Source organism: Thioclava sp. F42-5 (assembly GCF_002213195.1).
Taxonomy (GTDB): Bacteria; Pseudomonadota; Alphaproteobacteria; order Rhodobacterales; family Rhodobacteraceae; genus Thioclava; species Thioclava nitratireducens.
Genome location: NZ_NBNZ01000002.1, coordinates 187,710 through 212,917, shown reverse-complemented (window position 1 = coordinate 212,917; position 25,208 = coordinate 187,710). Strand labels below are relative to the sequence as shown.

The 25,208-nt window shown below is 64.7% G+C and carries 27 protein-coding genes; 10 read left to right on the top strand and 17 right to left on the bottom strand.

The window, feature by feature from the left end:
* Positions 1–44: 44 nt before the first annotated feature.
* Genes B6V74_RS06310 through argH form a run of 5 tightly spaced genes read right to left on the bottom strand, consistent with a single transcriptional unit; the run spans position 45 to position 5,817 of the window.
* Positions 45–2,816, bottom strand: a complete 2,772-nt coding sequence (locus B6V74_RS06310; protein ID WP_240497067.1) for a DUF4175 domain-containing protein — start codon at positions 2,814–2,816, stop codon at positions 45–47.
* Between the two features lie 39 nt (positions 2,817–2,855).
* Positions 2,856–4,121 (bottom strand): diaminopimelate decarboxylase, encoded by a 1,266-nt coding sequence (lysA, locus tag B6V74_RS06305; RefSeq protein WP_088722306.1) that lies wholly within the window; start codon positions 4,119–4,121, stop codon positions 2,856–2,858.
* Between the two features lie 12 nt (positions 4,122–4,133).
* Positions 4,134–4,259 (bottom strand): hypothetical protein, encoded by a 126-nt coding sequence (locus B6V74_RS19205; protein WP_255415012.1) that lies wholly within the window; start codon positions 4,257–4,259, stop codon positions 4,134–4,136.
* The gene (locus B6V74_RS18930; protein WP_157771608.1) at positions 4,256–4,414 is read right to left on the bottom strand and encodes a hypothetical protein; all 159 of its coding nucleotides are present in this window, start codon (positions 4,412–4,414) and stop codon (positions 4,256–4,258) included. Before B6V74_RS18930 ends, B6V74_RS19205 begins: the two co-directional genes overlap by 4 nt.
* Positions 4,411–5,817, bottom strand: a complete 1,407-nt coding sequence (argH, locus tag B6V74_RS06300) for an argininosuccinate lyase (RefSeq protein ID WP_088722305.1) — start codon at positions 5,815–5,817, stop codon at positions 4,411–4,413. Before argH ends, B6V74_RS18930 begins: the two co-directional genes overlap by 4 nt.
* 27 nt (positions 5,818–5,844) lie before the next feature.
* Between argH and B6V74_RS06295 the strand changes: the two genes are divergently transcribed.
* A complete protein-coding gene (locus B6V74_RS06295; protein WP_088722304.1) occupies positions 5,845–6,393 on the top strand; it encodes a TlpA disulfide reductase family protein in 549 nt (182 codons plus the stop codon).
* A 280-nt stretch (positions 6,394–6,673) separates the two neighbouring features.
* Here B6V74_RS06295 and B6V74_RS06290 read toward each other — a convergent pair whose 3' ends face one another.
* Positions 6,674–7,921 carry a PAS domain-containing protein gene (locus B6V74_RS06290; RefSeq protein WP_088722303.1) on the bottom strand — a complete coding sequence of 416 codons (1,248 nt, stop codon included), beginning with the start codon at positions 7,919–7,921 and terminating at the stop codon, positions 6,674–6,676.
* A 174-nt stretch (positions 7,922–8,095) separates the two neighbouring features.
* On the opposite strand from B6V74_RS06290, the gene B6V74_RS06285 reads away from it, so the two are divergent.
* From B6V74_RS06285 to B6V74_RS06270, 4 genes are all read left to right on the top strand, one after another.
* A complete protein-coding gene (locus B6V74_RS06285; RefSeq protein ID WP_240497066.1) occupies positions 8,096–8,938 on the top strand; it encodes an EAL domain-containing protein in 843 nt (280 codons plus the stop codon).
* A 141-nt stretch (positions 8,939–9,079) separates the two neighbouring features.
* Positions 9,080–10,255, top strand: a complete 1,176-nt coding sequence (locus B6V74_RS06280) for an acetyl-CoA C-acetyltransferase (protein ID WP_075773962.1) — start codon at positions 9,080–9,082, stop codon at positions 10,253–10,255.
* A gap of 105 nt (positions 10,256–10,360) precedes the next feature.
* On the top strand, positions 10,361–11,083 hold the full coding sequence (locus B6V74_RS06275; protein ID WP_075773961.1) for a beta-ketoacyl-ACP reductase: 723 nt from the start codon (positions 10,361–10,363) through the stop codon (positions 11,081–11,083).
* Positions 11,084–11,150: 67 nt separating this feature from the next.
* On the top strand, positions 11,151–12,071 hold the full coding sequence (locus B6V74_RS06270; protein WP_088722302.1) for an EamA family transporter: 921 nt from the start codon (positions 11,151–11,153) through the stop codon (positions 12,069–12,071).
* 80 nt (positions 12,072–12,151) lie between these two features.
* Here the strand turns inward: B6V74_RS06270 and B6V74_RS06265 are convergent, their stop codons facing one another.
* From B6V74_RS06265 to B6V74_RS06255, 3 genes are all read right to left on the bottom strand, one after another.
* Complete coding sequence (locus B6V74_RS06265) at positions 12,152–12,319, bottom strand: DUF465 domain-containing protein (protein ID WP_075773960.1); 168 nt, start codon at positions 12,317–12,319, stop codon at positions 12,152–12,154.
* 118 nt (positions 12,320–12,437) lie between these two features.
* Positions 12,438–13,205: a methyltransferase gene (locus tag B6V74_RS06260; RefSeq protein WP_088722301.1), complete on the bottom strand. Its 768-nt coding sequence runs from the start codon at positions 13,203–13,205 to the stop codon at positions 12,438–12,440.
* Between the two features lie 4 nt (positions 13,206–13,209).
* On the bottom strand, positions 13,210–13,422 hold the full coding sequence (locus tag B6V74_RS06255) for a DUF2007 domain-containing protein (protein WP_075773958.1): 213 nt from the start codon (positions 13,420–13,422) through the stop codon (positions 13,210–13,212).
* A 36-nt stretch (positions 13,423–13,458) separates the two neighbouring features.
* Between B6V74_RS06255 and B6V74_RS06250 the strand changes: the two genes are divergently transcribed.
* Positions 13,459–14,493 carry a polyprenyl synthetase family protein gene (locus B6V74_RS06250; protein ID WP_240497065.1) on the top strand — a complete coding sequence of 345 codons (1,035 nt, stop codon included), beginning with the start codon at positions 13,459–13,461 and terminating at the stop codon, positions 14,491–14,493.
* Positions 14,494–14,539: 46 nt separating this feature from the next.
* On the opposite strand, the gene B6V74_RS06245 is transcribed toward B6V74_RS06250, so the two are convergent.
* The 3 genes from B6V74_RS06245 to B6V74_RS06235 all read right to left on the bottom strand — a co-directional run bounded on the left by B6V74_RS06245 (position 14,540) and on the right by B6V74_RS06235 (position 19,093).
* Positions 14,540–15,421: a 4-(cytidine 5'-diphospho)-2-C-methyl-D-erythritol kinase gene (locus tag B6V74_RS06245; RefSeq protein WP_088722300.1), complete on the bottom strand. Its 882-nt coding sequence runs from the start codon at positions 15,419–15,421 to the stop codon at positions 14,540–14,542.
* Positions 15,408–17,282 carry a tetratricopeptide repeat protein gene (locus tag B6V74_RS06240; protein WP_088719537.1) on the bottom strand — a complete coding sequence of 625 codons (1,875 nt, stop codon included), beginning with the start codon at positions 17,280–17,282 and terminating at the stop codon, positions 15,408–15,410. The genes B6V74_RS06245 and B6V74_RS06240 overlap by 14 nt, the downstream gene beginning before the upstream one ends.
* A 164-nt stretch (positions 17,283–17,446) precedes the next feature.
* Entirely contained in the window at positions 17,447–19,093 is a 1,647-nt protein-coding gene (locus tag B6V74_RS06235; RefSeq protein ID WP_088722299.1) for an electron transfer flavoprotein-ubiquinone oxidoreductase, read from the bottom strand.
* A gap of 237 nt (positions 19,094–19,330) precedes the next feature.
* Between B6V74_RS06235 and greA the strand changes: the two genes are divergently transcribed.
* The gene (gene greA, locus B6V74_RS06230) at positions 19,331–19,801 is read left to right on the top strand and encodes a transcription elongation factor GreA (protein WP_078522518.1); all 471 of its coding nucleotides are present in this window, start codon (positions 19,331–19,333) and stop codon (positions 19,799–19,801) included.
* Between the two features lie 63 nt (positions 19,802–19,864).
* Positions 19,865–20,911 (top strand): hypothetical protein, encoded by a 1,047-nt coding sequence (locus B6V74_RS06225; protein WP_233242995.1) that lies wholly within the window; start codon positions 19,865–19,867, stop codon positions 20,909–20,911.
* Positions 20,912–20,985: 74 nt separating this feature from the next.
* Here the strand turns inward: B6V74_RS06225 and B6V74_RS06220 are convergent, their stop codons facing one another.
* Complete coding sequence (locus tag B6V74_RS06220; RefSeq protein ID WP_240496942.1) at positions 20,986–21,573, bottom strand: GNAT family N-acetyltransferase; 588 nt, start codon at positions 21,571–21,573, stop codon at positions 20,986–20,988.
* Complete coding sequence (gene mobA / locus B6V74_RS06215) at positions 21,570–22,172, bottom strand: molybdenum cofactor guanylyltransferase MobA (protein ID WP_276206149.1); 603 nt, start codon at positions 22,170–22,172, stop codon at positions 21,570–21,572. The genes B6V74_RS06220 and mobA overlap by 4 nt, the downstream gene beginning before the upstream one ends.
* 88 nt (positions 22,173–22,260) lie before the next feature.
* On the opposite strand from mobA, the gene B6V74_RS06210 reads away from it, so the two are divergent.
* The gene (locus B6V74_RS06210; RefSeq protein ID WP_240497064.1) at positions 22,261–23,007 is read left to right on the top strand and encodes an AzlC family ABC transporter permease; all 747 of its coding nucleotides are present in this window, start codon (positions 22,261–22,263) and stop codon (positions 23,005–23,007) included.
* The gene (locus tag B6V74_RS06205) at positions 23,004–23,333 is read left to right on the top strand and encodes an AzlD domain-containing protein (RefSeq protein WP_075773953.1); all 330 of its coding nucleotides are present in this window, start codon (positions 23,004–23,006) and stop codon (positions 23,331–23,333) included. The genes B6V74_RS06210 and B6V74_RS06205 overlap by 4 nt, the downstream gene beginning before the upstream one ends.
* 357 nt (positions 23,334–23,690) lie before the next feature.
* Here the strand turns inward: B6V74_RS06205 and rpmG are convergent, their stop codons facing one another.
* The 3 genes from rpmG to B6V74_RS06190 form a co-directional block, all read right to left on the bottom strand.
* Complete coding sequence (rpmG, locus tag B6V74_RS06200; protein WP_036638206.1) at positions 23,691–23,858, bottom strand: 50S ribosomal protein L33; 168 nt, start codon at positions 23,856–23,858, stop codon at positions 23,691–23,693.
* 158 nt (positions 23,859–24,016) lie between these two features.
* Positions 24,017–24,727: a tellurite resistance TerB family protein gene (locus B6V74_RS06195; protein WP_088719534.1), complete on the bottom strand. Its 711-nt coding sequence runs from the start codon at positions 24,725–24,727 to the stop codon at positions 24,017–24,019.
* An 80-nt stretch (positions 24,728–24,807) separates the two neighbouring features.
* Positions 24,808–25,191, bottom strand: coding sequence for a DUF302 domain-containing protein (locus B6V74_RS06190; protein WP_075773951.1), 384 nt, complete (start codon positions 25,189–25,191; stop codon positions 24,808–24,810).
* Positions 25,192–25,208 lie beyond the last annotated feature (17 nt).

Below are 25,208 nucleotides of genomic sequence, written 5' to 3'. Positions count from 1 at the left end.
ATATTTCGACGCCGCGCATAAGTTGAACTTATGCGCGCCCGGCATCAGCCCGCATTCGAGAACTGATCGAGCAGCCGCTTGAGGTAATCCAGTTCTTCCTCGGGGCGCAGACGATCGGCCGAGCGGCGCCGGATTTCATCGAGCAGGTCCTGCGCCCGGCGATAGACATCCTCGCCGTTGAGCATCTGACGATCCGTGCCGAGCTGGTTGCCCTCGCCCTGCGCCCGGCCCAGCGGATCGCGTGGCATTTCGCGCCCACCGAGTTGTCCAGGTTGGCCCGCCTGCTGATTGCCCTGCTGGCCGGGCTGCTGACCGTCGCGGCGCGCCTGTTCGTTGCGCATCGCCTCGCCCAACGCGCGCATCCCTTCGCGCAGCGCCTCGATCGCGTCGGCCTGACGGTCGATCGCCGCCGAATTGTCGCCCTGGCGCAGGGCCTGCTCGGCCTGATCCATCGCGCGCCCGGCGTCGTCGAAACGCTTCTCGGCCTGCTGGCCCGCCTCGTTGCCAAAGCCCGGCAGCAGCCCGCGCTGGCGGTCGAGTTCGCGGCGGAGCGCACGTTGGCGATCCGCGAGGCTCTGGCCGTCCACACCGCCCTGCCCGCCGTTCATGCCGGGCTGGTCGCCCTGCCCCTGGCCGTCGCGCTGCGCTTGTCCGTCCTGGCCTTGGCCGGGCTGGTTGCCGGGCTGCTGGCCCTGACCTTGTTGGCCTTGCTCACCCTGCTGGCCTTGTTGCCCCTGCTGACCTTGCTGCTGACCCCGTTGCCCTTGCTGACCTTGCTGGCCCTGCTGACCGTTCTCGGCCTGCTGCTGGCGCTCCTCGGGCGTCATGAACTGGTCCTGCAGGTTGCGGAACGCGTCGTCCGAAAGCTCCTGCTGCTTGCGCAAGGTGTCCTGCATGTCGCGCATCGCCTGACCGCCGGGCATGTCGCCCTGACCGTTCTGGCCCTGCTGGACCTTGAGGTTCTCCATCATCCGCGAGAGCTGATCGAGCAATTCCTGCGCCTCAGCCATCCGGCCTTCCTCCATCAGCTTCTGGATCTGGTCCATCATCTGCTGGATCTGGTCGCCGGTTATCTGCTGGCCCTGCTGCGGCTGCTGGCCAAATTGCGGCCCCTGATCCTGCTGTTGCGAGCGTTCGGCGAGCATGCGGATGTAATTGTCGGTGGCCTGTTTCAGCTCCTGCATGAGCTTGGCGATTTCGTCCTTGGAGGCCCCGTTGCGGATCGCTTCGGAAAGCTTCTCCTGCGCCTTCTGCATCGCGGCCAACGCATCGGCCAAGCCGCCATCTTCGACAAGCTCCGCCATCTTCCACAGCGCCTCGGCGATCTCGTCGCGGGCCTCGGGGGACAGGTCGGGATCGTCGAGCCGCCCGATCACGAGGCGGATCATCAGATACACCTCCTCGCGCTTGATGAAGCCCTCGTGCCGGTTCGAGATCGCGCGGAGAAGCTGATCGGCATAGCCGCGGTTGTCGCGCGACCACAGAAGATCGCGGCGCACCTCAATCAGCGCGGCGGCGAGCGGGTCGAAGAAGCGCTTGCCGGGCAGGATGATTTCCTGCGTGCCGGAGGTGCCGGTCTGGCCGCGCCCGTCCTCGACATCGAGCGTAAGCTTCACCGGCAGGTTCGCCCAAGGATGCTTCGCGGCATCCTCGACAAGGCTCTCGGTGAAATCGGCGCGCGAGCCGGAAATCGGCAGCGGCAGATCATAGATCAGATCGTCTCGCGGCTCGGGCGGGATCTCCAGGCCGTAGCGGCGATCGACCTTCGCCAGATCGAGCGAGATCACCGCATGGCCCTTGGTCACGGCGTAGTCGTCCTGCGCGGTGAAGGGCAGGCTCAGCTTACCATCGGCGCGGCGGTCGGGGGTACCGGCCAGCGCGACCGAGGGCGCCTCGTCGGGGCGCACCACCACGTTGAAGCGGCGCGCGGCGGGGCCTTTGAACTCCAAAAGCCCGTCGCGGACCGCTTCGAATTCGTGGGTCTCGATGCCGCTGGCGGTCTGCGCCGCACCCTGTTCGGGCAGCGCGGCCGGATTCGAAACGCTCTCGGAGAAGCCGATCGCGCCGGAAGAGCCGTACAGCCGGATCGAGAAACGGGTGCCCTCGGGCACGATCAGTTCGTCGCCCTCGACCTTGTTCAGATAGAGCCCCGGCTTGCCGGTATAGCGCGGCGGCGCGGCCCAGCCTTCCCAGCTCGGTCCCATCGCGGCCTCGGCAGAGCCTGCAGGCGTCGGCAGCCCCTCGGTCGGATGCAACAGACGCTGCGGCACCCCGAAGATCACCGCGACGACCAAGGCCGTGAGCGCAGTCAAACGCAGCGCATAAGGATCACGGCGGGCGAGATCGGGTTTCGGTCGCGGCGCGCGGGCGGCCTGCGCGGCTTTCGCCATGCGCCGCAGATGCGCCATCCAGAGCGCGCGGGCTGCGGGATCGTTCTGCCCCAGCGCCATTTCGTCGGTCAGCGCGGAAAGTGGCCGGCCCGGCAACGTCGCATCGAGACGCGCGATCGCATCGGTCCGGCGCGGCCAACGCATCCGCCACGCGCCCCAGCCCAAAGCCACGAGCGACGCGATCAGCGCGACCAGCCAGAACCAGCGCCCGCCCGGCCCCAGATAGGCGGGCAGCGCGAAGGCGATGGCGGTGGCGATCAGCGCGAGAACGGAGAGAAGCGGCCAGAAAGCGGCCAGCCCTCGCTCGAGGATCATCCCGGCATGGGTCAGCAAAATAGGCCGGGCGAGCGGGGCCAGAGCGGCCTGCCCGTCCTCCTTCGTCGCGGTATCGCGCGAAGCTTTGCTGAACCAGTTCCTGACCGGCATTCTCTCCCTATCCGTCGGCCCTGATTCCCTTCCTACGGATCAGAGCCACTCCGGGATCGTATCGCGGGAGAGCATTTCCTCAAAGCTCGGTCTTGCACGAATGAGAGCGAATTCGCCCCCCCGCACCAGAACCTCGGGGATCAGCGGGCGGGAATTGTATTCCGACGACATGACCGCGCCGTAGGCCCCCGCCGAGCGGAAGGCGACCAGATCGCCCGGGCCCAGCGGTGTCAGGTTGCGCGCCTTGGCGAAGGTGTCGCCGGTCTCGCATACCGGGCCGACGATGTCGTAAGGCGCGGAGTCGGTGCCCGGCTCTGGTTCGAGCACCGGGACGATATCGTGATAGGCGCCATACATCGAGGGCCGCACGAGGTCGTTCATCGCTGCGTCGAGAATGAGGAAATCGCGTCCCTCTCCCTCTTTCAGCCAGATCACCGAGGAGACCAGCAGCCCGGCATTGCCCGAGATCAGGCGGCCCGGTTCGATTTCGATCTCGCAGCCCAGATCGCCCACGGTGCGCTGGATCACCTGCCCGTATTCTATGGGCAGCGGCGGCGCGGAGTTAGAGCGCTCATAGGGAATGCCCAAGCCGCCACCGAGGTCCAGCCGACGGATATCATGGCCATCCGCGCGCAACGTCTCGGTCAGTTCGCGGACCTTCAGAAAAGCCGCCTCGAACGGCTCCAGATCGGTCAGCTGAGAGCCGATATGCACATCGATGCCGACGACATCGATGCCCGGCAGCTTCGCGGCCTCGGCATAGACCGCGCGCGCCTTGGCGATCGGGATGCCGAACTTGTTCTCGGATTTCCCGGTCGCGATCTTCTCATGGGTCTTCGCGTCGACATCCGGGTTCACCCGCAGCGCGATCGGCGCGGTCACGCCCATCGACGCGGCAATCTCGGAAATCGCCAGTAGCTCCGGCTCGGATTCGACATTGAACTGGCGGATGCCGTTTTCGAGAACGTAGGCGATCTCCTCGCGGGTCTTGCCCACGCCCGAGAACACCACCCGCTCGCCCGGCACGCCAGCCGCCCGCGCACGGCGATATTCACCGCCCGAAACCACGTCCATCCCCGCGCCGAGATCGCCCAGCACCCTCAGTACGGCGAGGTTCGAGTTCGACTTGATCGCGAAGCAGATCAGGTGTTCGGTCCAGCCAAGCGCCTCTTCGAACAGCTTGAAATGCCTCTCCAGCGTGGCGGTCGAATAGACGTAGAACGGCGTGCCCACGGCCGCCGCGATCTCGGGGATCGGCACATCCTCTGCATGAAGGACGCCGTCGCGATAAAGGAAATGATCCATGAGAGGTCTCGATTACTGGGCCGAAGCCTGCTGGGATTGCGCGCTGTCCGCCTCGGACGGCGGAACGGGCGGGCCGTCGACACCGCAGGCAGCGAGCGAAAGAAGAAGCGTCAGCGCGAGGGTCAGGGTCTTGGTCATGGAGTCACCGACAGGGTCATGATGCCGACACGCGCCGTCGCGGCGGGATAGACTTTGATGCCGTCACGATTGATGCCGACATGCGTATGCAAGGCCGGGTCGGCGGCGCATCCGCCAAGAAGGCCGATCAGCACGAAAGGGACCGCGAAGTTCATCCAAGCAGTTCCTTCCAGCGGGCGACCTGCGCGCGCACCTGATCGGGCGCGGTGCCCCCGTAAGACTGACGCGAGGCGACCGAGTTGTGAACCCCGAGCACGTCGAACACGCTCTCGGTGATCGCCGGGTTGACCGATTGCATCTGCTCGAGGCTCAGATCGGGCAGATCGCAGCCCTGCTCCTCGGCCATCGCGACGAGCGAGCCAGTGACATGGTGAGCGTCACGGAACGGTAGCCCCGCCTCGCGCACCAGCCAGTCGGCCAGATCAGTCGCGGTGGAGAACCCGCCCGAGGCCGCGGCCTCCAGCTTGTCGGCATTGACGGTCATGTCGCCGATCATCCCGGCCATCGCGGCGAGCGCGAGCATCAGGTTGTCGGCGGCGTCGAAGACCTGTTCCTTGTCTTCCTGCATATCCTTGGAATAGGCGAGCGGCAGCCCTTTCATCACGGTGAACAGCGCGACCGACGCCCCGAGGATGCGTCCGATTTTGGCGCGGATCAGTTCTGCCGCGTCGGGGTTGCGTTTCTGCGGCATGATCGACGAGCCCGTCGACCACTTGTCCGACATCGCGACGAAACGAAACTGCGCGGAGGACCAGATCACCAGTTCTTCGGCAAGGCGCGACATGTGCACCGCGCAAATCGCAGAGGCCGACAGGAACTCCAGCGCGAAATCGCGGTCCGACACCGCATCGAGCGAGTTCGCCATCGGCCGATCGAAACCGAGCGCCTCGGCCGTGGCATGACGGTCGATCGGGAAACCTGTGCCAGCAAGCGCCGCCGCCCCTAGAGGAGATTCGTTCATCCGTTTGCGCGCATCAGTGAACCGGGATTTGTCGCGCGCGAACATCTCGACATAGGCCATCATGTGGTGGCCGAAAGTCACCGGCTGCGCGGTCTGCAGATGGGTGAAGCCGGGCATGACCCAATCGGCGCCTTCCTCGGCCCGGGTCAGCGCGGCGCGGATCAGCGTGTCGAGACCCGAGATCGCGGCGTCGCATTGTTCGCGCACCCAGAGGCGGAAATCGGTCGCGACCTGATCGTTGCGCGACCGCGCCGTGTGCAGCCGCCCCGCCGGTTCGCCAATGACCTCTTTCAGCCGCGCCTCGACATTCATGTGGATGTCTTCGAGCGCGGTAGAGAACGGAAAGCCGCCCGCTTCGATCTCGGACAAGACGGTGAGCAAACCTTCCCCGATCGCCTCGGCATCCTTGTCGCTGATGATGCCCTGCGCAGCGAGCATCGCGGCGTGGGCCCGGCTGCCGCGGATGTCCTGCGCGTAGAGCCGCTGATCATACCCGATCGAGGCGTTGATCGCCTCCATGATCGCATCAGGCCCCGCGGCGAAACGCCCGCCCCACATCGCGTTGGAGGACTTGTTCTCGTCGGTCTGATCGGTCATGGTCGAAGGCCCTTGCTAGGAGGCTATATGTTACGGTTTCTCGTCCTTTATACGGCGCTGGCGCTGGGTGCAAATGTTGCGCAGGCTGCGGATCTCGATGCGGTTAAATCGGGGCAGATGGAATCCCTCGTTACCTATGACGAACCGCTGCCGCTGCCGCCCTTCACGGTGACCGATGAAAGCGGCGACGAGCATTCGATGAAAGATTTCGAAGGCAAGGTTGTGCTGATCAATTTCTGGGCGACGTGGTGTCCGCCCTGCCGCGAGGAGATGCCTTCGCTGAATGCGCTGCAAAAAGAGTTCGGCGAAGATGGGTTTCAGGTTATGACGATCGCCACGGGCGGATCGAACTCGCCCGAGAAAGTCGCCGCCTTCTTCGACAAGGAAGGCATAGACGTCTTGCCCCGTTTCCACGACGACGCCAATTTCGCCGCCCGCGCGATGGGGGTGCTGGGCCTGCCGGTTTCGGTCCTGGTCGACATGAACGGCCACGAGGTTGCACGAATGATCGGCGGGGCGGAATGGGATTCGCCCGAGGCGAAGAAGGTCATTCAGGCATTGATCGACGAGGATTGAGGCGCGATGACGCCGTGACGCGTGTGGTTTAAGGCGAACCGCTGCGCCATCGCGGTATTCTCGTAGATGCTGTGCTGCGCATTTATACTGTACTTCGCATATACTGTACTTCGCATTCCACCTCACATGGCGCACGCGTTCGGACACCCGATGGCGCCCCGTGGGCTCCGCGCTTCGCGAAACCTCGCGTATTTTCTTTGAGCGATGTGGCACTGCTAGTGCTACAAGGCTCTGGGCGCCTCATGGCCGTGATAGCACAGCCATAAGCCCTGAGACACGCTCATGCCGCGGTTCTTTCGGCTCGGAGGTAGCGCCCTAGCCAATGCTCGATCTCTTCGGATAGAGAAAGGATAGCCTCGAGCCGTCCCTTGATGTCGTCATGGAAGCTGTCGAGCTGGTCTATTGTGGCCGCGAGCCCACCGTTGGTATCCCGCATGCGCCCGCACTCGACCCGCCCGAGAACCCGGATCGTGTCGAGCCCGAGCAACTGGCGACGAAGATCTCGACTTTGGTCCATCATATCGTCAGCGAGTTCTGCCGCTTGGCGCATCGCGGCATTCGCATCGGCAGTGCCCCTGACGACGAGAGACTGAAGCAATGTGCGCTCCTCGTCTCGGGTATGACCTTCGCGAGGTTGGCTAGGCTGCGCCTCTTCGCCCATGAAATTTTCGCTCATCTCGTTGAGAACACGAGCGCATCCTAGTTGGAACACGGCGCGCGCAACCTGGTAGGCCATCTGGCCACAAAGATTGCCGCGGCCGGCGACGAATTTGCGCAGCCGTTCCGAAATAACGGCAGAGGAGGCTTTGTAATTTTCCGAGATTGCGGACACAGGCCCCCCGGATGGTTCCAACCGCGAAGCGACAATCCGCATATTGTTGGGCACGGATTGCAACGCCTCGAAACTGCGCAAAAGTCCGAATTGTTCCTTCGTTAGCCGCCCCATCGCGGTGTTCAACTCGGCCAGCATCCGCGTATTCTCATCGGCAGTTCGACCGAGGCGGCGATCCCGTTCGGTCAGTTCAAGCGCCAGAGCATAGGCCATGAAGGCAGTGTAGTTGGAGTAGCCGCCACGCTCTGCGAAATCGCGCAGCAGACCCGCGCTCTCCCCCGGGTCGAGGGCCTCTGCCCGCTCGCGCGCAGAGAGCTCGCGATAGAATGAATGAATCCGATCGGAGAGGTCGCTCGTCGGCTTCAGCCGGACGGAAACATAACCGCTCTCGATTGGCATGACGACCGCGAACACCCAGTACCAACCGCCACCTTTCGCCCTGTTTTTCACATAGGCGCCCATGGGATAGCCCTCTTTGATCGCATCCCACAGCACCCGGAACACCGCACGCGGCGTATCGGGGTGGCGCACGATCTTATGCGGGGCGCCGATCATCTCGGACCACTCGAAGCCGGCGGTGCGGCGAAAAATTTCGTTACCCGATTGGATCACACCGCGCGTGTCGGTGCGCGAGTAGAACAATTCTTCCAGCGCGAAAGGCACCTCGCTGGTGCCGCGCATTTCCGGCTGCCCCATAGTTGTTATCGCCCATTCTGTTCCATCAGGACTCACCCTAGGCAACCGGCGGTTACGAACGGCTTAACGCTGCAGAAGATTTTTTTGTTAACCACGAGTCCGATGCCCTTCCCCCTCTTTACCGCTTCTTAGGCGCTTGCGGGGATGCTTGTTGCGAAGGTGAAGGAGGGGCACATGACGATTCGAAACGCGAAAGCCATGCCCGTGCATCGTGACGAAGACAGCCCACTGAGCTTCGCGGCTGCGGAGCAAAGACGACAGTCCATTGCCATGGTGCACGCGGCGATCGATAGGCACGACGTCATGCTGGCCTTTCAACCCGTAATCCAACCCTGTCGTCCCGACCGTCCTGCCTTCTATGAAGGGCTGATCCGTGTGCTCGACGACCGCGGGCGGATTATCCCGGCCAAAGATTTCATGGAGGCGATCGAACGCACGGAGGTCGGGCGAAAGCTCGACTGCCTCTCGCTCGAACTCGGTTTAAAAGCGCTTCTCGGGCAACCGGATCTGCGCCTTTCGGTCAACATGTCGGCGCGCTCTATCGGCTACGCGCCCTGGACCAAGGTGCTTAATCGCTGCCTCGCAATCGATGAAACGGTCGCCGATCGCCTCATACTCGAAATTACCGAAAGCTCGGCCATGGAAATGCCTGAGCTGGTCAGCATCTTCATGGAGGACCTGCAGGCCCGAGGTGTCAGTTTCGCGCTCGACGATTTCGGGGCGGGCTACACCTCCTTCCGCTACCTTAGGGATTTCTACTTCGACATCATCAAGGTCGACGGTCAGTTCATTCGCGGCATCTCCCGCGATCCGGACAATCAGGCGTTGACGAAATCGCTGCTCGATGTAGCGCGCCATTTTGAGATGTTCACGATCGCCGAAGCGGTCGAGTCGCTGGAGGATGCCGAATATCTGGCGAGCCTCGGCATCGATTGCATGCAGGGCTATTACTTTGGCGCGCCGACGATCCACCCTCCGTGGAGCCAGACGCCCGAGCCGCAGAGGAGGCGCGCATGACCCCGGCGAAAGCGCAATAAACTTGCGCTAACAATTTCCCGAGCGACGGGATTAAGCTTGACCTCTCGCCTCCATCCGCCATGCTGCGCAGCAGCAGAACGGACGCGCTTTCGCGCCCGCTTAAGTGATGAGGAGGATCCCATGACCAATGTCGTCATCGTCTCGGCCGCGCGCACGCCCGTCGGCTCGTTTTTGGGCGCGTTCGCCAATACGCCCGCACATGACCTCGGCGCCGCCGTGATCGAGGCCGTCGTCGCCCGCGCCGGGATCGAGAAGTCCGATGTGTCCGAAACGATCCTCGGTCAGGTGCTGACCGCGGGCCAAGGCCAGAACCCCGCCCGCCAAGCCCATATCAACGCGGGCCTGCCGATCGAAAGCGCCGCCTGGTCCATCAACCAGGTCTGCGGCTCGGGCCTGCGCACCGTTGCGCTCGGCGCCCAGCATATCATGTGCGGCGATGCCGATATCGTCGTAGCCGGCGGTCAGGAAAGCATGTCGCTCAGCCCCCATGTCGCGCATCTGCGCGCGGGCCAGAAGATGGGCGACATGAAGATGATCGACTCGATGATCAAGGACGGGCTGTGGGACGCGTTCAACGGCTACCACATGGGCCAGACCGCCGAGAATGTCGCGACCCAGTGGCAGATTTCGCGCGAGCAGCAGGACGAATTCGCGCTCGCCTCGCAGAACAAGGCGGAAGCCGCGCAGAAGGCGGGTAAGTTCGCCGACGAGATCGCACCCTTCACCGTGAAGACGCGCAAGGGCGACATCGTCGTGGATCAGGACGAATATATCCGCCACGGCGCGACCATCGAGAACATGCAGAAGCTGCGCCCCGCCTTCACCAAGGACGGCTCGGTGACCGCGGGCAACGCAAGCGGCATCAACGACGGCGCGGCAGCAGTGCTGTTGATGTCGGAAGAAGAGGCCGAGAAGCGCGGCCTCACGCCGCTGGCCCGCATCGCCTCCTACGCGACCGCCGGCCTCGACCCGTCGATCATGGGCTGCGGTCCGATCCCCTCCTCTCGCAAAGCGCTGGAAAAAGCGGGCTGGAAAGCCTCCGATCTCGACCTGATCGAGGCAAACGAAGCCTTCGCGGCGCAGGCTTGCGCCGTGAACAAGGATATGGGCTGGGATGTCAGCAAGGTGAACGTCAACGGCGGCGCCATCGCCATCGGCCACCCGATCGGCGCAAGCGGCGCGCGAATCCTCAACACCCTGCTCTTCGAGATGAAGCGCCAAGGCGCGAAAAAAGGCCTCGCCACGCTCTGCATCGGCGGCGGCATGGGCGTCGCAATGTGTATTGAAGGCCTCTAACGGCAAAAAAATGCTGCATCTGCAAAAAGAGCGCGCAACTTTGTTGCGCGCTCTCGTCATTTTCGGTAACAGCGTTTCAAGGGGTAATCCATTGGAGGAGGAATCATGTCGAGAGTTGCATTGGTCACCGGCGGATCGCGCGGCATTGGCGCGGCGATCTCGAAGGCGCTTCAGGCGGCGGGCTACACGGTCGTCGCGAACTATGCCGGCAATGACGAGGCTGCGGCCAAGTTCACCGAGGAAACGGGGATCAAGACCTACAAGTGGTCGGTCGCCGATTACGACGCCTGCGCGGCGGGCATCGAGCAGATCGAATCCGAAGTCGGCCCGATCGACGTTTTGATCAACAACGCCGGCATCACGCGTGACGCGCCCTTCCACAAGATGACCCGCGAGCAGTGGAGCGAGGTGATCGACACCAACCTCAGCGGCATCTTCAACATGACCCATCCGCTCTGGACGAAGATGCGCGAGCGCAAGTTTGGCCGCGTCGTGAACATCTCCTCGATCAACGGCCAGAAGGGCCAGTTCGCGCAGGCGAACTACTCGGCAGCGAAGGCGGGCGATCTGGGTTTCACCAAAGCTCTGGCTCAGGAAGGCGCCCGCGCGGGCATCACGGTGAACGCGATCTGCCCCGGCTATATCGCAACCGAAATGGTCATGGCGGTGCCGGAGAAGGTGCGTGAGTCGATCATCGGCCAGATCCCGGTCGGGCGTCTGGGCGAGCCCGAAGAGATCGCGCGCTGCGTGGTGTTCCTCGTCTCCGACGATGCGGGCTTCATCACCGGCTCGACGATCACCGCGAATGGCGGTCAGTATTTCATCTGATTTCGCCTCTTGGCATTCTCGACGGGGGCCCGCATTTTGCGGGCCTCTTTGTTTTGGCGGGGGCAGGATGACGCGCGGCAAGGCCACTTCGATCGGGTTCACGGCAGTGTTGCTGTGGGCGCTTCTGGCGCTGTTCACCGTGGGATCGGATCCGGTGCCGCCCCTGATGCTGAACGCGCTGTGCTTCGCGCTTGGCGGCGCGGTGGGCATAATCTGGCTGTTCGCGACCGGCGCGCTAGGGCAACTGCGGCATGTCTCGTGGAAGGTCTATCTCGCCGGAACCGCGGGGCTTTTCGGATATCATTTCCTGTATTTCTCGGCGCTACGTCTCGCGCCTCCGGCCGAGGCCGGGCTAATTGCCTATCTCTGGCCGTTGCTGATCGTGCTGTTTTCCGGGCTGCTGCCCGGCGAGCGGCTGACCCTTTGGCATGTCGCGGGCGCGATACTGGCCTTCGGGGGCGCCGCGCTGATCCTGGGAGGCGGGATCTCCGCCGATCCGGAGGCGCTGCCCGGCTATGGGCTGGCGCTGATTTGCGCGCTGACATGGTCGAGCTATTCGCTGCTGTCGCGGCGCTTCGGCGCGGTGCCGACGGCGGCGGTCGCGGTCTATTGTCTGGCGAGCGCAGCGCTGTCCGCTGTCACCCATCTGGCGCTGGAGCCAACGATCTGGCCACAAAGCGCGGTCGGCTGGGCCTCGGTGATCGGATTGGGACTGGGGCCCGTCGGGCTCGCTTTCTACACATGGGATCTTGGCGTGAAGCGCGGCGATATTCAGCTGCTAGGCACGGCCTCCTATGCGGCACCGCTGGTCTCGACGCTGGTGCTGGTCACCGTAGGGATCGCGAGCGCGCGCCCGACCCTGCTGATTGCGGCAGCGATGATCGCCGGGGGCGCGGGGCTGGCGGCGCTTGGCGGTCGGGGTCGGCGCGCCTCGCCCCCTCCGCCGGACATGACCGGGCAAGAGATACCGCGGAAAGGTTCGGCCTGAGTAGGCGCCCTCTCGAACGGCCCCGTTATAATGACACGGGCCGCCCAAAGGACGGCCCGGTTAAACTCGTGGGAGGGCCCTCAGGCCGTTTCGAGGCGGCGGATTTCCTCTTTCAGCCGAAGTTTTTGCCTTTTCATCTGAGCGATTTCAAGATCGTCGACGCCGGGTCTGCGCGCAGCGCGCTCTACCTCCATCGACAGAGCCTCATGTTTCTTGCGAAGTTCGGTGATATGCGAACCAAGCGACATGGCAGTCTCCTCTCCAGTTGTCAGCCCGTCGATTGCAGCACAGCTTTTGAGTCGTGTCACGGAAATGTCGTATAGTGACGGGGCATCTCCATCATTTTCGCGAAATCTTGCGAAAGCACTAACGAGGAATAGGCAATTTTTGACCTTCGCGCAGAATTTCGCGCGCAATATCCGTCAAATCCTCCGCATCGTGTGAATGCATCGGCGCCGCGTGCAAGATCAGCGGCGCGAGAAGCTGCAGCGGCGTTCGCACCCCCTTGCGCGCCGTCACGATCACCCGCCGCGCCGGGCGCCCCACCCGCGGCGCGATCGGCAGGACGGTGATCGCGCCCGCGCGCCCCTGGAGCCCCGCCAGCAGATCCGCCAGCCGGTCGGCCTGCTGGATGAGCGTGATCCGCCCCTCGGGCTTGAGACGCCGCAACGCCGCGTCGAGCCATGCGCTGATCGGCGTCGCCTCCCGCTGCGCGCGCTCGCGACCGGGATCGGCGGCGGGTGTCCCGTCTTCGGGGCTGAAATAGGGCGGATTGGCGATGACATGATCGAAACTGCGCGCCCGCAATTCGGCGGGCATCTGCGCCAGATCGCCTTCGATCACCTCGAGCGCGATCCCGTTATCCGCCGCGTTGCGCCGCGCGAGATCGGCATAGTCCGGCTGCAGTTCCAACCCGCATTGTCTGAGCCCCGGCACCCGCCAGCCAAGACACAGGCTCGCCACCCCTGCCCCGCAGCCGAGCTCCAGGACCGACTGGCCGGCCTGCGCCGGACAGGCCGCCGCCAGCAGGACCGGATCCATCGCGGCGCGGTAGCCCGCGCGCGGCTGGGCGATGCGCAACCGCCCGCCGAGAAAGCCATCGACTGTCAGATCTTCGGGCGCGAACCGATCCATGCGCTCAATCCGATTTTATCTCGTTATCGCGCAGCACCGCCTGCGCCATGAACATGTCGCTGTCGCGCACCATCAGGCGGCGCGGAAGGATTCCGAGCGAGCCTTCCAGCACGCTCGTATGGACGTCGAGTTGAAACGTGCTTATACCCTCGCCCTCGAGAAGGGCGGTCGCCATGGCCAGTTTCACCGGGTCCGTGCTGCGCAGTAGCTCTTTCATATCCCTCACTTACGGCCCCTTGCGAGGGCTGTCGAGATGAGGCAGATCGAAGGGATGAACATGAGCCTCGACGACAAGCCCGACAACACAGCGAAACCGCACGACCGGCTCGCGGAAGCCTTGGCCGACGACATGGCGGCGGTGGATGCGCTGATCGCCGAGCGCATGGCCTCGGAGAACGCGCCGCGCATCCCCGAAGTGACCGCCCATCTGGTCGGCGCGGGCGGCAAGCGGCTGCGACCGATGCTAACGGTGGCGGCGGCACGGCTGTGCAGCTACGAGGGCAATCTGCACCACAACCTCGCCGCGGCGGTCGAATTCATCCATACCGCAACGCTGCTGCATGACGATGTGGTCGACGAGAGCAAGCAGCGCCGGGGCCGCCCGACCGCAAACCTGCTCTGGGACAACAAATCGAGCGTGCTGGTTGGCGATTACCTTTTCGCGCGGTCGTTCCAGCTGATGACGGATACAGACAACCTGCGGGTTCTGTCTATCCTGTCGAACGCCTCCGCCGTCATCACCGAAGGCGAGGTGCTGCAGCTCTCGGCGGCCGAAGACCTGAACACGACCGAGGACACCTATTACAAGGTGGTGCGCGGCAAGACGGCGGCTCTGTTCTCGGCGGCGACCGAGGCGGGCGCGGTTCTGGCCGGCGCGCCGGAGGAACAGATCGCGGCGCTGCACGATTACGGCGAGAGCCTCGGGATCGCCTTCCAGGTGGTCGACGATCTGCTGGATTATCTCAGCGATGCCAAGACGATGGGCAAGAACGTGGGCGACGATTTCCGCGAGCGCAAGCTGACGCTGCCGCTGATCAAGGCGCTGGCCAAGGCCGACGGCGAGGCCCGCGCTTTCTGGACCCGCACCATCGACAAGGGCGATCAGCGCGAGGGCGATCTGGAGTATGCGTTGGAGTTGCTGAAGGCGACCGGCGCGCTGGAAGAGACCCGCGCGGCAGCCCTCGAGTGGGCCGATCGCGGGCGCGAGCGCCTGCAGATCCTGCCGGAAAGCGAGCTGCGGCAGATGCTGGACGATCTGGCCGATTACGTGGTGGTGCGGTTGCGCTGAGGGGGCACTACCCCCCGCCCTGCGGGCTCCCCACGGGATATTTGGGTCAAGAAGAAGAGGCGCGGCTATGGGGCTGCGCCTCTTGCGTCTGATCGCCGAGCATGCCGGAGGCCCGCCACCAGCCAGGGCGGCGCTGAGCCAGCGTGGCTTCCGCAGCCTGCGCGGCGTCCAGCGTCTCGAACAGCGCGAAACAGGTCGCGCCAGAGCCCGACATGCGCGCGAGACGACAGCCGGGGAGCGTCATGAGCGCGTCCAGCACCTCCCCGATCACGGGGGCCGAGGCGATGGCAGGCGCCTGCAGATCGTTACGCTGCGTGGCCAGCCAGTCGATGCAGTCAGGCGCGCCAGTAAATGTCGGCAGCACGTCGGGCATCGGGGGATTGTCCTTCGAATCTAGCCCCTTGAAGATCGCAGGCGTCGGCACCTCCACACGCGGGTTCACCAGTAGCGCGGGCAGCGGCGGCAGCGACACGAGGTCGAGCGCCTCGCCAATGCCGCGCACGCGCTGGGGGCGTGGCGTCAGACACATCGGCACGTCTGCCCCAAGTTGTGCGGTCTCCGCCGGCAGCGGATGGTCCCAAAGCGCAGCCAGCGCCCGCAGCGCAGCCGCCGCGTCTGACGATCCACCGCCGATGCCCGAGGCGGGCGGCAGATATTTGTCGAGATGGATTTCCGCCCCCTGCCCCGCCGGGCGCGACAGAAGCGCTGCGGCCTTCAGCACGAGGTTCGACGGATCGGCAGGCACGCCTGCCGCTTCGGGGCCCGTCACACTGAGCGACAGGGTGCCGGCTTCGCGCAGCACCAGCCGGTCGCCCATCGGCCCGAAGGCCACGAGGCTGTCGAGCAGGTGATAGCCATCGGCCCTCTGGCCGATGACATGCAGCGTCAGGTTGATCTTCGCAGGCGCGATAGCGTCAATTATTCGCATCGCTCGCGGGCGTTTCGGGGGCGGCCTTGGGGCTATCCTTGCTCGGGCCCTTATCCTCGAGCGGCGGCAGACCCTGCTCCTTGCGCTGCTGGTCCAGACCTACCTCGATCTTGCGGCGGATCGCATCGGGATCGAGTTCCTCGGTGGTCTCCGCGTCGTCGGTCGCGAAGGACAACGCGCGGCGCCACTGGAATTTCGCCTCGCGCTGGCGGCCCACGGCCCAGAGCACATCGCCCAAGTGGTCGTTGAGCAGCGGATCGCGCGGCTCGAGCTCCACGGCTCGCTCCATCTTCTGGGCCGCCTCTTGGTAATGGCCAAGCTTGAACAGCGCCCAGCCGAGGCTGTCGATGATGAAGCCCGCATCGGGACGCTCGGCGGCGGCCTTGCGGATCATGTCGAGCGCCTCGTCGAGGTTTTCGCCCTTGTCCACGTAGGAATAGCCCAGATAGTTCAGCACAGAGGGCTGATCGGGCGAAAGGCGCAGCGCCTCGCGGAAACCCTTCTCAGCCTCGTCCCAGTTACCCGAGCGTTCCTGCGCGATGGCGCGCGAATACCAGACGAACCAGTCCTTCGGCTCGGGTTGGCCGAGCAGGTCGATCGCCTTGTCATAGGCTTTCGCAGCCTCGGCAAAGCGGCTCTCGCGGCGGAGCGTATCGCCCAGAGCGGTCCAGACGCCGACGAGGTTGGGTCGGCTGCGCGACAGGTTCTCGAGCACTTCGATGGCCGCATCGTTGCGGCCCGCGCGCACCATCGATTCCGCGCGCCCGATTTCGGCGGCGTGGTAGATCGGGCTGTCGGGCTTGATATCGGCATAGGCTTCGATGGCCAGATCGTATTGGCCCTGCTGGTCGAGCATCGACGCGGTCAGCAGAGTGGCGTCATCCATGTCGGGCCGGATCATGTTGGCCAGCCGCGAATGCACCAGCGTGAACGTGTCGGGCGCATCGCCGATCAGCGCCTGCGCGACCGAGTAATAGACCTCTGCAACGCCGTCGGACGCATTGCGCACGACGTCGAAGGGCAGCGTGTCGCCCGCCTCCAGCTTGGAGCGGATATCTTTAAGCTGCGGGTCGAGATCCTTGCCGAAGCGATCCTCGATCAGCTTCAGCGCCTCCTTGTTCTTCTCGAGTTGCGAGAGCACCTCGACATGGGCCAGAACGCCGCGACGGGTCGAGGTGATCTTCTCGCCATCTTCGCCCGAGAGGATCGCATCAGCCCCCTCGTAATCGCCGACGAGCGCGAGTGCGAGCGCCTTGTGGAAACCCGCGAAGGCTGCGAGGCCCTGCTGCTTGCCGACCTCGTCGAAGGCAGCGGAGGCGTCGGACATCTTGCCGTCGCCCGCAAGCACCCAGGCCTTGGTCAGCCCGCCCACGAGCGGCCCCGGATCGGCATCGCTGTCGAGCAACTTGAGCGCGGCGCTCCAGTTCTTGTCATGCGCGTCCGCAGCGAGCACGGTCAGCGCCGCGATCTGGCTTCCGGTGCCGGCCTCGACCATCTGCTGCGCAAGCGGCTTGGCACGGTCGAAATCGGCGATCGCGATCTCTGAGACGAGCGTGGCCTCTGCCGTCGTGCCACTGGTATCGCCACTGGCCATCAACTGGCGGTAGTAATGCGCGGCTTCGGCGAAATCGAATTGCTGCGACGCGATGCGCGCGGCGAGATAGGCCCCCGCCTCCGCAGGGCTCGGGTCATTCGCGGTGTCGCCTGCATCGCCTTCGGCAGCAGCAGTATCGGCAGCCTGCGCGGCATCCTCGGCGCTGCCGGCCGTCGGCGCATCCTGAGCGAACAGCGGCAGGGGCGCGGTGGAGCCCATCAAGAGGGCGAAGAGCGCAAGGCGCAGCGGGGTCTTAAAACTCGGCACGAAACGGTCCTCTCATTCGGGTCGAAATCGAGCGTAACGGGGCGCTGCGGGCATTACAATGAGCCGAACGACCGCACGCGGGAAGCCGCCGTCACAGACACGGCGTTGTGATGGGGGCGATGAGGGATGGAAACGAAAAAGGGGCCCGCAGGCCCCTTTCGCGATCACATGTTCGGGTAGTTTGGCCCGTCGCCGCCTTGCGGGGTGGTCCAGTTGATGTTCTGGCTCGGATCCTTGATGTCGCAGGTCTTGCAGTGGACGCAGTTCTGGAAATTGATCTGGAACTTCGCGTCGTCGCCCTCGCCGACCACCTCGTAGACGCCCGCCGGGCAATAGCGCTGAGCGGGCTCGTCATATTTCGGCAGGTTCACCGATATCGGGACCGACGCGTCCTTCAGCTTCAGGTGGCAGGGCTGGCTCTCTTCGTGGTTGGTGAAGGAGAAGCTGACATTGGTCAGGCGGTCGAAGCTAAGCTTGCCGTCGGGTTTGGGATAGTCGATCGGCTTGAAGTTTTTCGCCTCGCCGGTCGCTTTCGCATCCGACTTGCCATGCTTGAGCGTGCCGAACAGCGAGAAGCCGAAGAGATCGTTGGTCCACATGTCGAGCCCGCCGAGGACGAGCGAGGGGACCATCCCCCATTTCGACCACATCGGCTTCACGTTGCGGACCTTCTTGAGGTCTTCCGCGATCGGACCGGAGCGCAGATCGGTCTCGTACTCGGTCAGCTCGTCGCCCGAACGCCCGCCCTTGATCGCGGCTGCCGCGGCTTCCGCCGCCGCGATGCCGGAGAGCATCGCGTTATGGTTGCCCTTGATGCGCGGCACGTTCACGAGCCCCGCCGAACAGCCCAGCAGCACCGCGCCCGGTACGGTCAGTTTCGGGATCGACTGCCAGCCGCCTTCCGAGATCGCCCGCGCGCCGTAAGCCACGCGCTTACCGCCCTCCAGCAGCTCCGCAACCATCGGGTGATGCTTGAAGCGCTGGAACTCCATGTAGGGATACAGATGCGGGTTCTCGTAGTTCAGGTGCACGACGAAGCCGACATAGACCTGATTGTTGTCGAGGTGATAGATAAACGACCCGCCGCCCGCATTGCCGCCCAAAGGCCAGCCCATCGTATGGGTCACGGTGCCTTCGCGGTGCTTCTCCGGGTCGATCTCCCAGATTTCCTTCATGCCGAGGCCGAATTTCTGCGGGCAGTGACCGTCGGAGAGGTTGTGCTTCTCCATCACCACCTTGGCGAGCGAGCCGCGCACGCCCTCGGCGATCATCACGTATTTGCCGCGCAGCTCCATGCCCGGCTCGTAGCCCGGGCCCTCGGTTCCATCAGGGTTCTTGCCGAATTCGCCCGCGACGACACCGGCCACCCGGTCTCCATCCCAGACGATTTCCGACGCGGCCATGCCCGGGAAAATCTCGACGCCGAGGGCTTCAGCCTGCTCGGCCATCCAGCGGCAGACATTGCCCATCGAGACGATGTATTTGCCATGGTTCGACATCAGGCGCGGCATCGGCCAGTTCGGAATGCGCATCGCTCCGGCCTCTCCGAGGACATAGAAATTGTCCTTCTTGACCGGCACGGTGATCGGCGCGCCCTTGTCCTTCCAGTCGGGGATCAGCTGATCCAACCCGCTGGTGTCGAGCACCGCGCCCGACAGGATATGCGCGCCCACTTCCGAGCCCTTCTCGAGCACGACGACCTCGAGCTCCGGGTCGATCTGTTTGAGGCGGATCGCCGCCGAAAGCCCTGCAGGCCCCGCGCCCACGATCACCACATCATATTCCATCGACTCGCGCGTCACGTCGGTCATGTCTGTCGAACCCCTTGCTGGTCGTCCTAGCTGGCGTCCTGCCTAGCCTACCTCGCGTAACGAGGCAATTGTTACGCTGCGATGCCGCGCAACAATCTTGCGCCAAATTACGCCGCCTTCCCGAACTGACGAGATCGGCAATTCGCCGCGAAAATCGCGCTGTCCACTTGACTTCCGGGGGTGAGAGCAGATTTAGATGCCCTGAATTGGGGACAGTTCCGAGTTCGGGAGCCTTCCATGGACAAACAACCGATGACGCGCGCAGGTTTTGACGCGCTCAATACAGAATTGAAAAAGCTCAAGTCCGAAGAGCGTCCCGCGATCATTGCCGCGATCGCGGAAGCGCGGGAACTGGGCGACCTCTCGGAGAATGCCGAATACCATTCGGCACGCGAGAAGCAGGGCTTTATCGAAGGCCGGATCAAGGAGCTCGAAGGGCTTCTGGGCCGCGCCGAGGTGATCGACCCGTCGAAGATGTCGGGCGCCGTGAAATTCGGCGCGACAGTGACCATCGTCGACGAGGACACTGACGAAGAGAAGACCTACCAGATCGTCGGCGAACCCGAAGCCGATCTGGAGAAGGGCAAGCTCAACATGAAGTCGCCTCTGGCGCGCGCGCTGATCGGCAAGGACGAGGGCGACTCTGTCGAGGTTCGTACGCCGGGTGGCGACAAGGCTTACGAAATCCTCAAGATCGTTTTCGCCTGACACGGACGCCCCTGCGCGGCTGCCGCTGAGCATGTGCCCGTGCGCCACTGACGGAGAGCCTGAATGGAAGGACCCGCAGAGCAGGACAAGGATCGGTTCGCCATGCCCGGCGGATCGCACCCGCCTGCCGGTCGTCCACGCCTCAAGACACGCTTTCCCGGCGCGCCGGAATGGATCGCGCTGGGGCTAAGCATCCTGTGGGTCTTCCTGGTCGCGGCCTTCTGGTTCTTCGCACCCGGGATCGCGCGCGCCGCGTCGCTGTTTGCCACCGTCAGCCTCGTCGTGGGGATGGCGGTGCCGATCGTGATGGTCTGGGTCGCCGCCGTGACCGCGCGCGCTACCCGCGAGATGCGCGCCGAAACCGCCGCGCTGCGACAATCGATCGAGGCGATGCGTACCGCCTGGCTCAATCAGCAGGCGATGCGTACCGATCAGAATGTCGAGAAGAAGCTCGACGAGATCGCTGCCGTCGCCCGTCAGGCGGAGACCACGATCGCGACCTTCGCCTCGCGCCGCGACGTGCAGGCAAGCCAGCCCTCCGCCGACCGCAAGGCGGCGCTGGTCGCCCCGCCCCCGCCCCGACCCGATGACAGCGAACCGATGCTGGCGCTCGGCACCCCGGCGGAGGACCTCCGCGCGCCGCTCTCGGTCGCGGATTTCGTCCGCGCGCTGAACTTCCCGGATTCGCCCGACGATACCGAGGGCTTCCGCGCGCTACGCCGCGCGCTCGAAGACCGTTCGACGGCAAAGCTGCTGCGCTCGGCGCAGGATGTGCTGAACCTGCTCGCGCAGGACGGCATCTACATGGACGACCTCAAGCCCGACCGCGCCCGGCCCGAACTATGGCGTCGTTTTGCGCAAGGCGAGCGCGGCCGCGAGATCACCAGCCTCGGCGGCATTCGCGATCGCTCGTCGCTGGCGCTCAGCGCGGGCCGGATGCGCGGCGATACGATCTTCCGCGACGTGGCGCATCACTTCCTGCGCCAGTTCGACCGGACCTTCGCCGAGTTCGAGAAGAACGCCTCCGATCAGGACATCGCCGAGATGGCCGAAACCCGCACCGCCCGCGCCTTCATGCTGCTGGGGCGCGTCACCGGCAGTTTCGACTGAGGGGCCAGCCCCTCGGGCTTCGCCCTCACCCCCCGGGGATATTTGAGCCAATACGAAAGGGCGCGGCGAAGCCTTCAGAGCGCGCGGCGCATCAGTTGCACCGAACGGAAATCGAAGACCAGCCGCGTCAGTCGCGAACTGCGCCGCCCCGTCACCTCGAAGCCCAGCCGTTGGTACAAGGCGCGTGCGCGCAGGTTCTCGTCGATCACGTCGAGACAGAGCGCCCGGTAGCCACGCCTGCGCGCCTCGTGGGACAGCGCCTCGATCAGCGCGCGCCCTATGCCTGCGCCGCGCAGTTCCGGGTGGACGGCGATCCCGTCGATCATCATTCCGCCTTCGGGCAGATCGTGGGCCAGAAGATGCAGACAGGCACCGCGCCAGAGCCCGCCACCGCGCCCGTAATGGCTGCGCAGATCGGCCCAGCTACCGCCGACGAAGGAGCCGCGCAGCGTGCGAAACCCGACCACCCCGACCAGCGCGCCATCGCCATCGAGCGCCGAGAGCGCGTGGCTCGGATCGATCACCTCGGCGATGAAGCCCAAGGCGCGCTGCTCCGGCCCCATCACGCGGCCGAGCTTGCCGCCGAATGCCTGCCAGTAAAGCTCCGCCGCCGCTGCGCGATGCTCGCGTGCGAGCCCGTGCCGGATCGACACCTGGGTCACCGGGTCGCCTCAGCCAGATGCGCGGCCGCCGTGGCGAGATCCTCGGGCGTGTTGAGATTGGTGAACGGGTCTGGGCTGCCCTCGAACGCCACCCGCGTCGCCTCCGGGAAGGCCGCACGCAATCGGCGTTCGCCCGAGGCGAACAGCTCGGCTATCCGCGCCCGTTCCATGACCGGGCACAGCGCGACGCTCGGGTGGTCGCGACCGGCCGAGGCGGCGTAAGCCGCGCCGCCGGGAGCGCGCAGCCGGGCAACGAGGTCGCGGGGCAGGAAAGGTGTGTCGACGGGAACGCTGAGCAGCATATCCGCGCCCTGCTCCGCCGCCCAGTCCAGCGCGCTCAGGAGCCCCGCCAGGGGGCCCTCGCCCTGCCTTTGGGGCGGATCGGGTAGAACGGGGATCGGAGCGAATCGAACCGCCGCACCATTGGCGGAGATCGCGAGCCCTGCCACCTGCGGACCGATCCGTGCTGCGACATGGGCAAATAGCGGGCGTCCGGCGAGCACCACCATCGCCTTGTCGACGCCGCCCATGCGCCGGCCCCGCCCGCCCGCAAGGATCACCGCGACCACGCGCGGCCCGACTTCTTCGCCAGCGGTCAAGATGATTGCCTCCAATACAATCGCGCGCTTTGCCTTTGCCCGCATCCTTCCCTATCTGTCCCGCAACTGAGAACGGGAGACAAGCATCATGTCGGACATGACTGCGAACGGGACGGCCCCGAAAGGCGCGGTGCGGGCCGCCTATTGGCGCGGATTTCGGCATGGCCTGCCGTTCCTTCTGGTCATCGTGCCTTTCGGCCTCCTGTTCGGCGTGGCCGCAACCAGTGCGGGGCTCGATCTGGTCCAGGTGATGGGCTTCTCGGTGATGGTCATCGCGGGCGCCGCGCAGTTCACCGCATTGCAACTGATGGGCGATCACGCGCCGGTCGTGCTGATCCTCGCAGCCTCGCTTGCGGTCAATCTGCGCATGGCGATGTATTCGGCGGCCCTCACCCCGCATTTCGGCAAGGCGAAGACGTGGCAGAAAGCGTTGGTGGCCTATTTCATGGTCGATCAGGCCTATGCGATGGCGGCCAATGAATACGAGGCCGAGCCCGACATGAGCCGCGCCGAGAAGCTGGCCTATTACGCGGGCGTCTGCTCCCCGGTCTGCCCGAACTGGTATGTCGCGACCCTTGTCGGCGCGTTGGTCGGCGCGCAGATCCCGCCGGAATTCGCGCTCGATTTCGCGGTGCCGATCACCTTTCTTGCGATGATCGGGCCGGCGCTGCGCACGTTGGCCCATGTCGCCGCGGCGGCCGTCTCGGTCGTGGGCGCACTGGCGCTGAGCTTCCTGCCCTCGGGCGTTGGGCTGATGATCGCCGCCGTCGCCGCGATGGTGACAGGCGCGCAGGTCGAGCTTTGGGTCGCGCGTAGAAAGGCGGTGCGGGAATGAACGGCTATTCGGACGCTTTGGTCTGGGGAATCATCGTCGCACTGGGGATCGGCACCTACTTCCTGCGCTATTCCTTCATGGGGTTTCTCGGCGACCGGCAACTGCCTGAATGGGCGCTGCGCTACCTGCGCTACACGCCGGTTGCGGTGCTGCCGGGACTCGTGGCCCCGCTGGTGCTGTGGCCCGCAGGTACCGGCGGTGAGACCGACCCCGCGCGGATGATCGCGGCCTTCGCGACGCTCGGCGTCGGGATCGCGACGCGCAACACGCTGTGGGCGATTCTGAGCGGCCTCGCAGCGCTTTATCTCTCGCTGTGGCTGGTGTGAGCCGCGGCCTGCGCTGAAGGCGCAGATCGGGGGCTCCAGAGAAGCCACCGAAGCGGCGAACGCGGATTGCGCGAGCAATGACCCGGGGAACCCCCGGCAACTCCATCTTGAGCCTCCAGAGGGCCGCGCCCGACCTCAGTTGGGCGCTTTCCCCGCCTGTGGCTGGGTGCTTTATCTCGCAAGTCCGCAAGACACATATACCCGTGACAACATCGCCAATGCGCCCTCCCCGGGGGAGGTCGGGCGCGGCCCGGGCCGCTTCGCGGCTGATCCGGGCAGCCAGCTTCCAATTCCAATACAAAAAGAAAAAGGCCGTGCCCAGAGGCACGGCCTTCTAACCGTCAAGGTCAGGCGATCTTACTTGATCTTGCCTTCCTTGTATTCGACGTGCTTGCGCGCGACCGGATCGTATTTGTTCACGGTCATCTTTTCGGTCATGGTGCGGGCGTTCTTCTTGGTCACATAGAAGTGCCCGGTGCCCGCCGTCGAGTTCAGACGGATCTTGATCGTCGTCGGCTTCGCCATTGTCTATCTCCTAGCTCCGGGCATCGAAAAAACTACGCACCCGCGGAATCCTTGAAGCCCGCCTTTTAGCGATGCGCGATGCGGAGTCAACCGGCAAACCGGGCCGCAAGCTGAAAATTCTTCGCCCGCGCCCCATAAAGCCGGAAGGCTCTCTCCGCTCAGATCAGCGGCTTGCCCATCGTCTCGTGGATCTGGGCGACTTTCTCCGTCTCGAGGCCCAGCGCGGCAGCCAGATTCGCCAGATATTGCTTCTCCGCCTCGGTATCGACTGTGATCGGAAGAAGCGCTGCGGAATAGACCTGCGACTTCATGTGATCCGAGGTGGCATTGGCCAGAGCGGTGATGTCGATCGGGCCGTCGAGTTCGGCCTTCACGAAGGCGATTTCCTCATCGGAGGCATCGGACAGGTGATCGAGAATGGTCTGCCGCTCTTTGTCGTCGATCTCGCCATCGGCTTTCGCGGCCTGAATCATTGCGCGGATCATCAGCTTGGCCTGATCTTCCATCATCGCGTTGACCGGCGTGCCGGAGGTCACGGCGCCGAGCATTTCCGAGATATTGCCCGCGCCCGTCTTCGCAGCGCCGGTCATGGCGCCGATCAGCGCGCCCAGTCCCGCCTCGGTCGCAGCCGTCGCGGAGGCCGCCTGAGAGCCGAACTGGCCGAACAGACCGCGCACGGTCTCCTTGCCGCCGGGCATGCCCATCTTCTCGGCCCACTCGCCCATCTGGTCACCCATACCGCCGGGTTCGCCCGCCTTGCCGAGCGCGTCCTTCATGCCGTCGAGACCGCCCATCTTGTTGAAACGCTCCACGCCCTTGGCAGCGGCGAAGCCCACCGCGAGCGTGGCCAATGTCTTCACGAAGCTCATATCATTCCCCCGAAATTCGGTTTCCTGTTGCGACAGCTTCGCGCGCGTCGGCGCGCTTGGCTAGAAAAAACTCGTGCGGTCTACAGTTTGGCGATCACGTCGGCGAGCATCTGGCGCACCTGGCTGGCGACTTCCACGAGATCGTCGTTCTCGACCGCCAGCATCGAAGCCACCGGGTCGACCGCGCTGACCTCGATCCCGTTTTCGACCTCGCGCAGGACCACGTTGCAGGGCAGCATCGCCCCGATCCGTGGCGCGAAGCCGATCGCCTCGTAGGCCAACTTCGGGTTGCAGGCACCGAGGATTTTGTAGCGCGGCATGTCCTTGTCGAGCTTGGCCTTCATCGTGGCCGAGACGTTGATCTCGGTCAGCACGCCGAAGCCCGCATCAGCCAATCCCTCGCGCACTTTCGCCTCGACCTCGTCGAATGCCCCGGTCATCACCTTGTCGATCGTATAGCCCATGGCAATCTCTCTCCCCT

Excerpts from the sequence above, each read along its gene's own strand:
- lysA (WP_088722306.1), bottom strand. The coding sequence starts at position 4,121 with ATGGATCATTTCCTTTATCGCGACGGCGTCCTTCATGCAGAGGATGTG.
- B6V74_RS06195 (WP_088719534.1), bottom strand. The coding sequence starts at position 24,727 with ATGAGCTTCGTGAAGACATTGGCCACGCTCGCGGTGGGCTTCGCCGCT.
- B6V74_RS06225 (WP_233242995.1), top strand. The coding sequence starts at position 19,865 with ATGGAAGGACCCGCAGAGCAGGACAAGGATCGGTTCGCCATGCCCGGC.
- B6V74_RS06250 (WP_240497065.1), top strand. The coding sequence starts at position 13,459 with ATGAGGCAGATCGAAGGGATGAACATGAGCCTCGACGACAAGCCCGAC.
- B6V74_RS06205 (WP_075773953.1), top strand. The coding sequence starts at position 23,004 with ATGAACGGCTATTCGGACGCTTTGGTCTGGGGAATCATCGTCGCACTG.
- B6V74_RS06270 (WP_088722302.1), top strand. The coding sequence starts at position 11,151 with ATGACGCGCGGCAAGGCCACTTCGATCGGGTTCACGGCAGTGTTGCTG.
- rpmG (WP_036638206.1), bottom strand. The coding sequence starts at position 23,858 with ATGGCGAAGCCGACGACGATCAAGATCCGTCTGAACTCGACGGCGGGC.
- B6V74_RS06285 (WP_240497066.1), top strand. The coding sequence starts at position 8,096 with ATGACGATTCGAAACGCGAAAGCCATGCCCGTGCATCGTGACGAAGAC.
- B6V74_RS06280 (WP_075773962.1), top strand. The coding sequence starts at position 9,080 with ATGACCAATGTCGTCATCGTCTCGGCCGCGCGCACGCCCGTCGGCTCG.
- B6V74_RS06290 (WP_088722303.1), bottom strand. The coding sequence starts at position 7,921 with ATGGGGCAGCCGGAAATGCGCGGCACCAGCGAGGTGCCTTTCGCGCTG.
- B6V74_RS06235 (WP_088722299.1), bottom strand. The coding sequence starts at position 19,093 with ATGACCGACGTGACGCGCGAGTCGATGGAATATGATGTGGTGATCGTG.
- B6V74_RS06260 (WP_088722301.1), bottom strand. The coding sequence starts at position 13,205 with ATGGATCGGTTCGCGCCCGAAGATCTGACAGTCGATGGCTTTCTCGGC.
- B6V74_RS06190 (WP_075773951.1), bottom strand. The coding sequence starts at position 25,191 with ATGGGCTATACGATCGACAAGGTGATGACCGGGGCATTCGACGAGGTC.
- B6V74_RS06245 (WP_088722300.1), bottom strand. The coding sequence starts at position 15,421 with ATGCGAATAATTGACGCTATCGCGCCTGCGAAGATCAACCTGACGCTG.
- B6V74_RS06295 (WP_088722304.1), top strand. The coding sequence starts at position 5,845 with ATGTTACGGTTTCTCGTCCTTTATACGGCGCTGGCGCTGGGTGCAAAT.
- greA (WP_078522518.1), top strand. The coding sequence starts at position 19,331 with ATGGACAAACAACCGATGACGCGCGCAGGTTTTGACGCGCTCAATACA.
- B6V74_RS06275 (WP_075773961.1), top strand. The coding sequence starts at position 10,361 with ATGTCGAGAGTTGCATTGGTCACCGGCGGATCGCGCGGCATTGGCGCG.
- B6V74_RS06265 (WP_075773960.1), bottom strand. The coding sequence starts at position 12,319 with ATGTCGCTTGGTTCGCATATCACCGAACTTCGCAAGAAACATGAGGCT.
- B6V74_RS18930 (WP_157771608.1), bottom strand. The coding sequence starts at position 4,414 with ATGAACTTCGCGGTCCCTTTCGTGCTGATCGGCCTTCTTGGCGGATGC.
- B6V74_RS06255 (WP_075773958.1), bottom strand. The coding sequence starts at position 13,422 with ATGAAAGAGCTACTGCGCAGCACGGACCCGGTGAAACTGGCCATGGCG.
- B6V74_RS06210 (WP_240497064.1), top strand. The coding sequence starts at position 22,261 with ATGTCGGACATGACTGCGAACGGGACGGCCCCGAAAGGCGCGGTGCGG.
- B6V74_RS06310 (WP_240497067.1), bottom strand. The coding sequence starts at position 2,816 with ATGCCGGTCAGGAACTGGTTCAGCAAAGCTTCGCGCGATACCGCGACG.
- B6V74_RS19205 (WP_255415012.1), bottom strand. The coding sequence starts at position 4,259 with ATGACCAAGACCCTGACCCTCGCGCTGACGCTTCTTCTTTCGCTCGCT.
- argH (WP_088722305.1), bottom strand. The coding sequence starts at position 5,817 with ATGACCGATCAGACCGACGAGAACAAGTCCTCCAACGCGATGTGGGGC.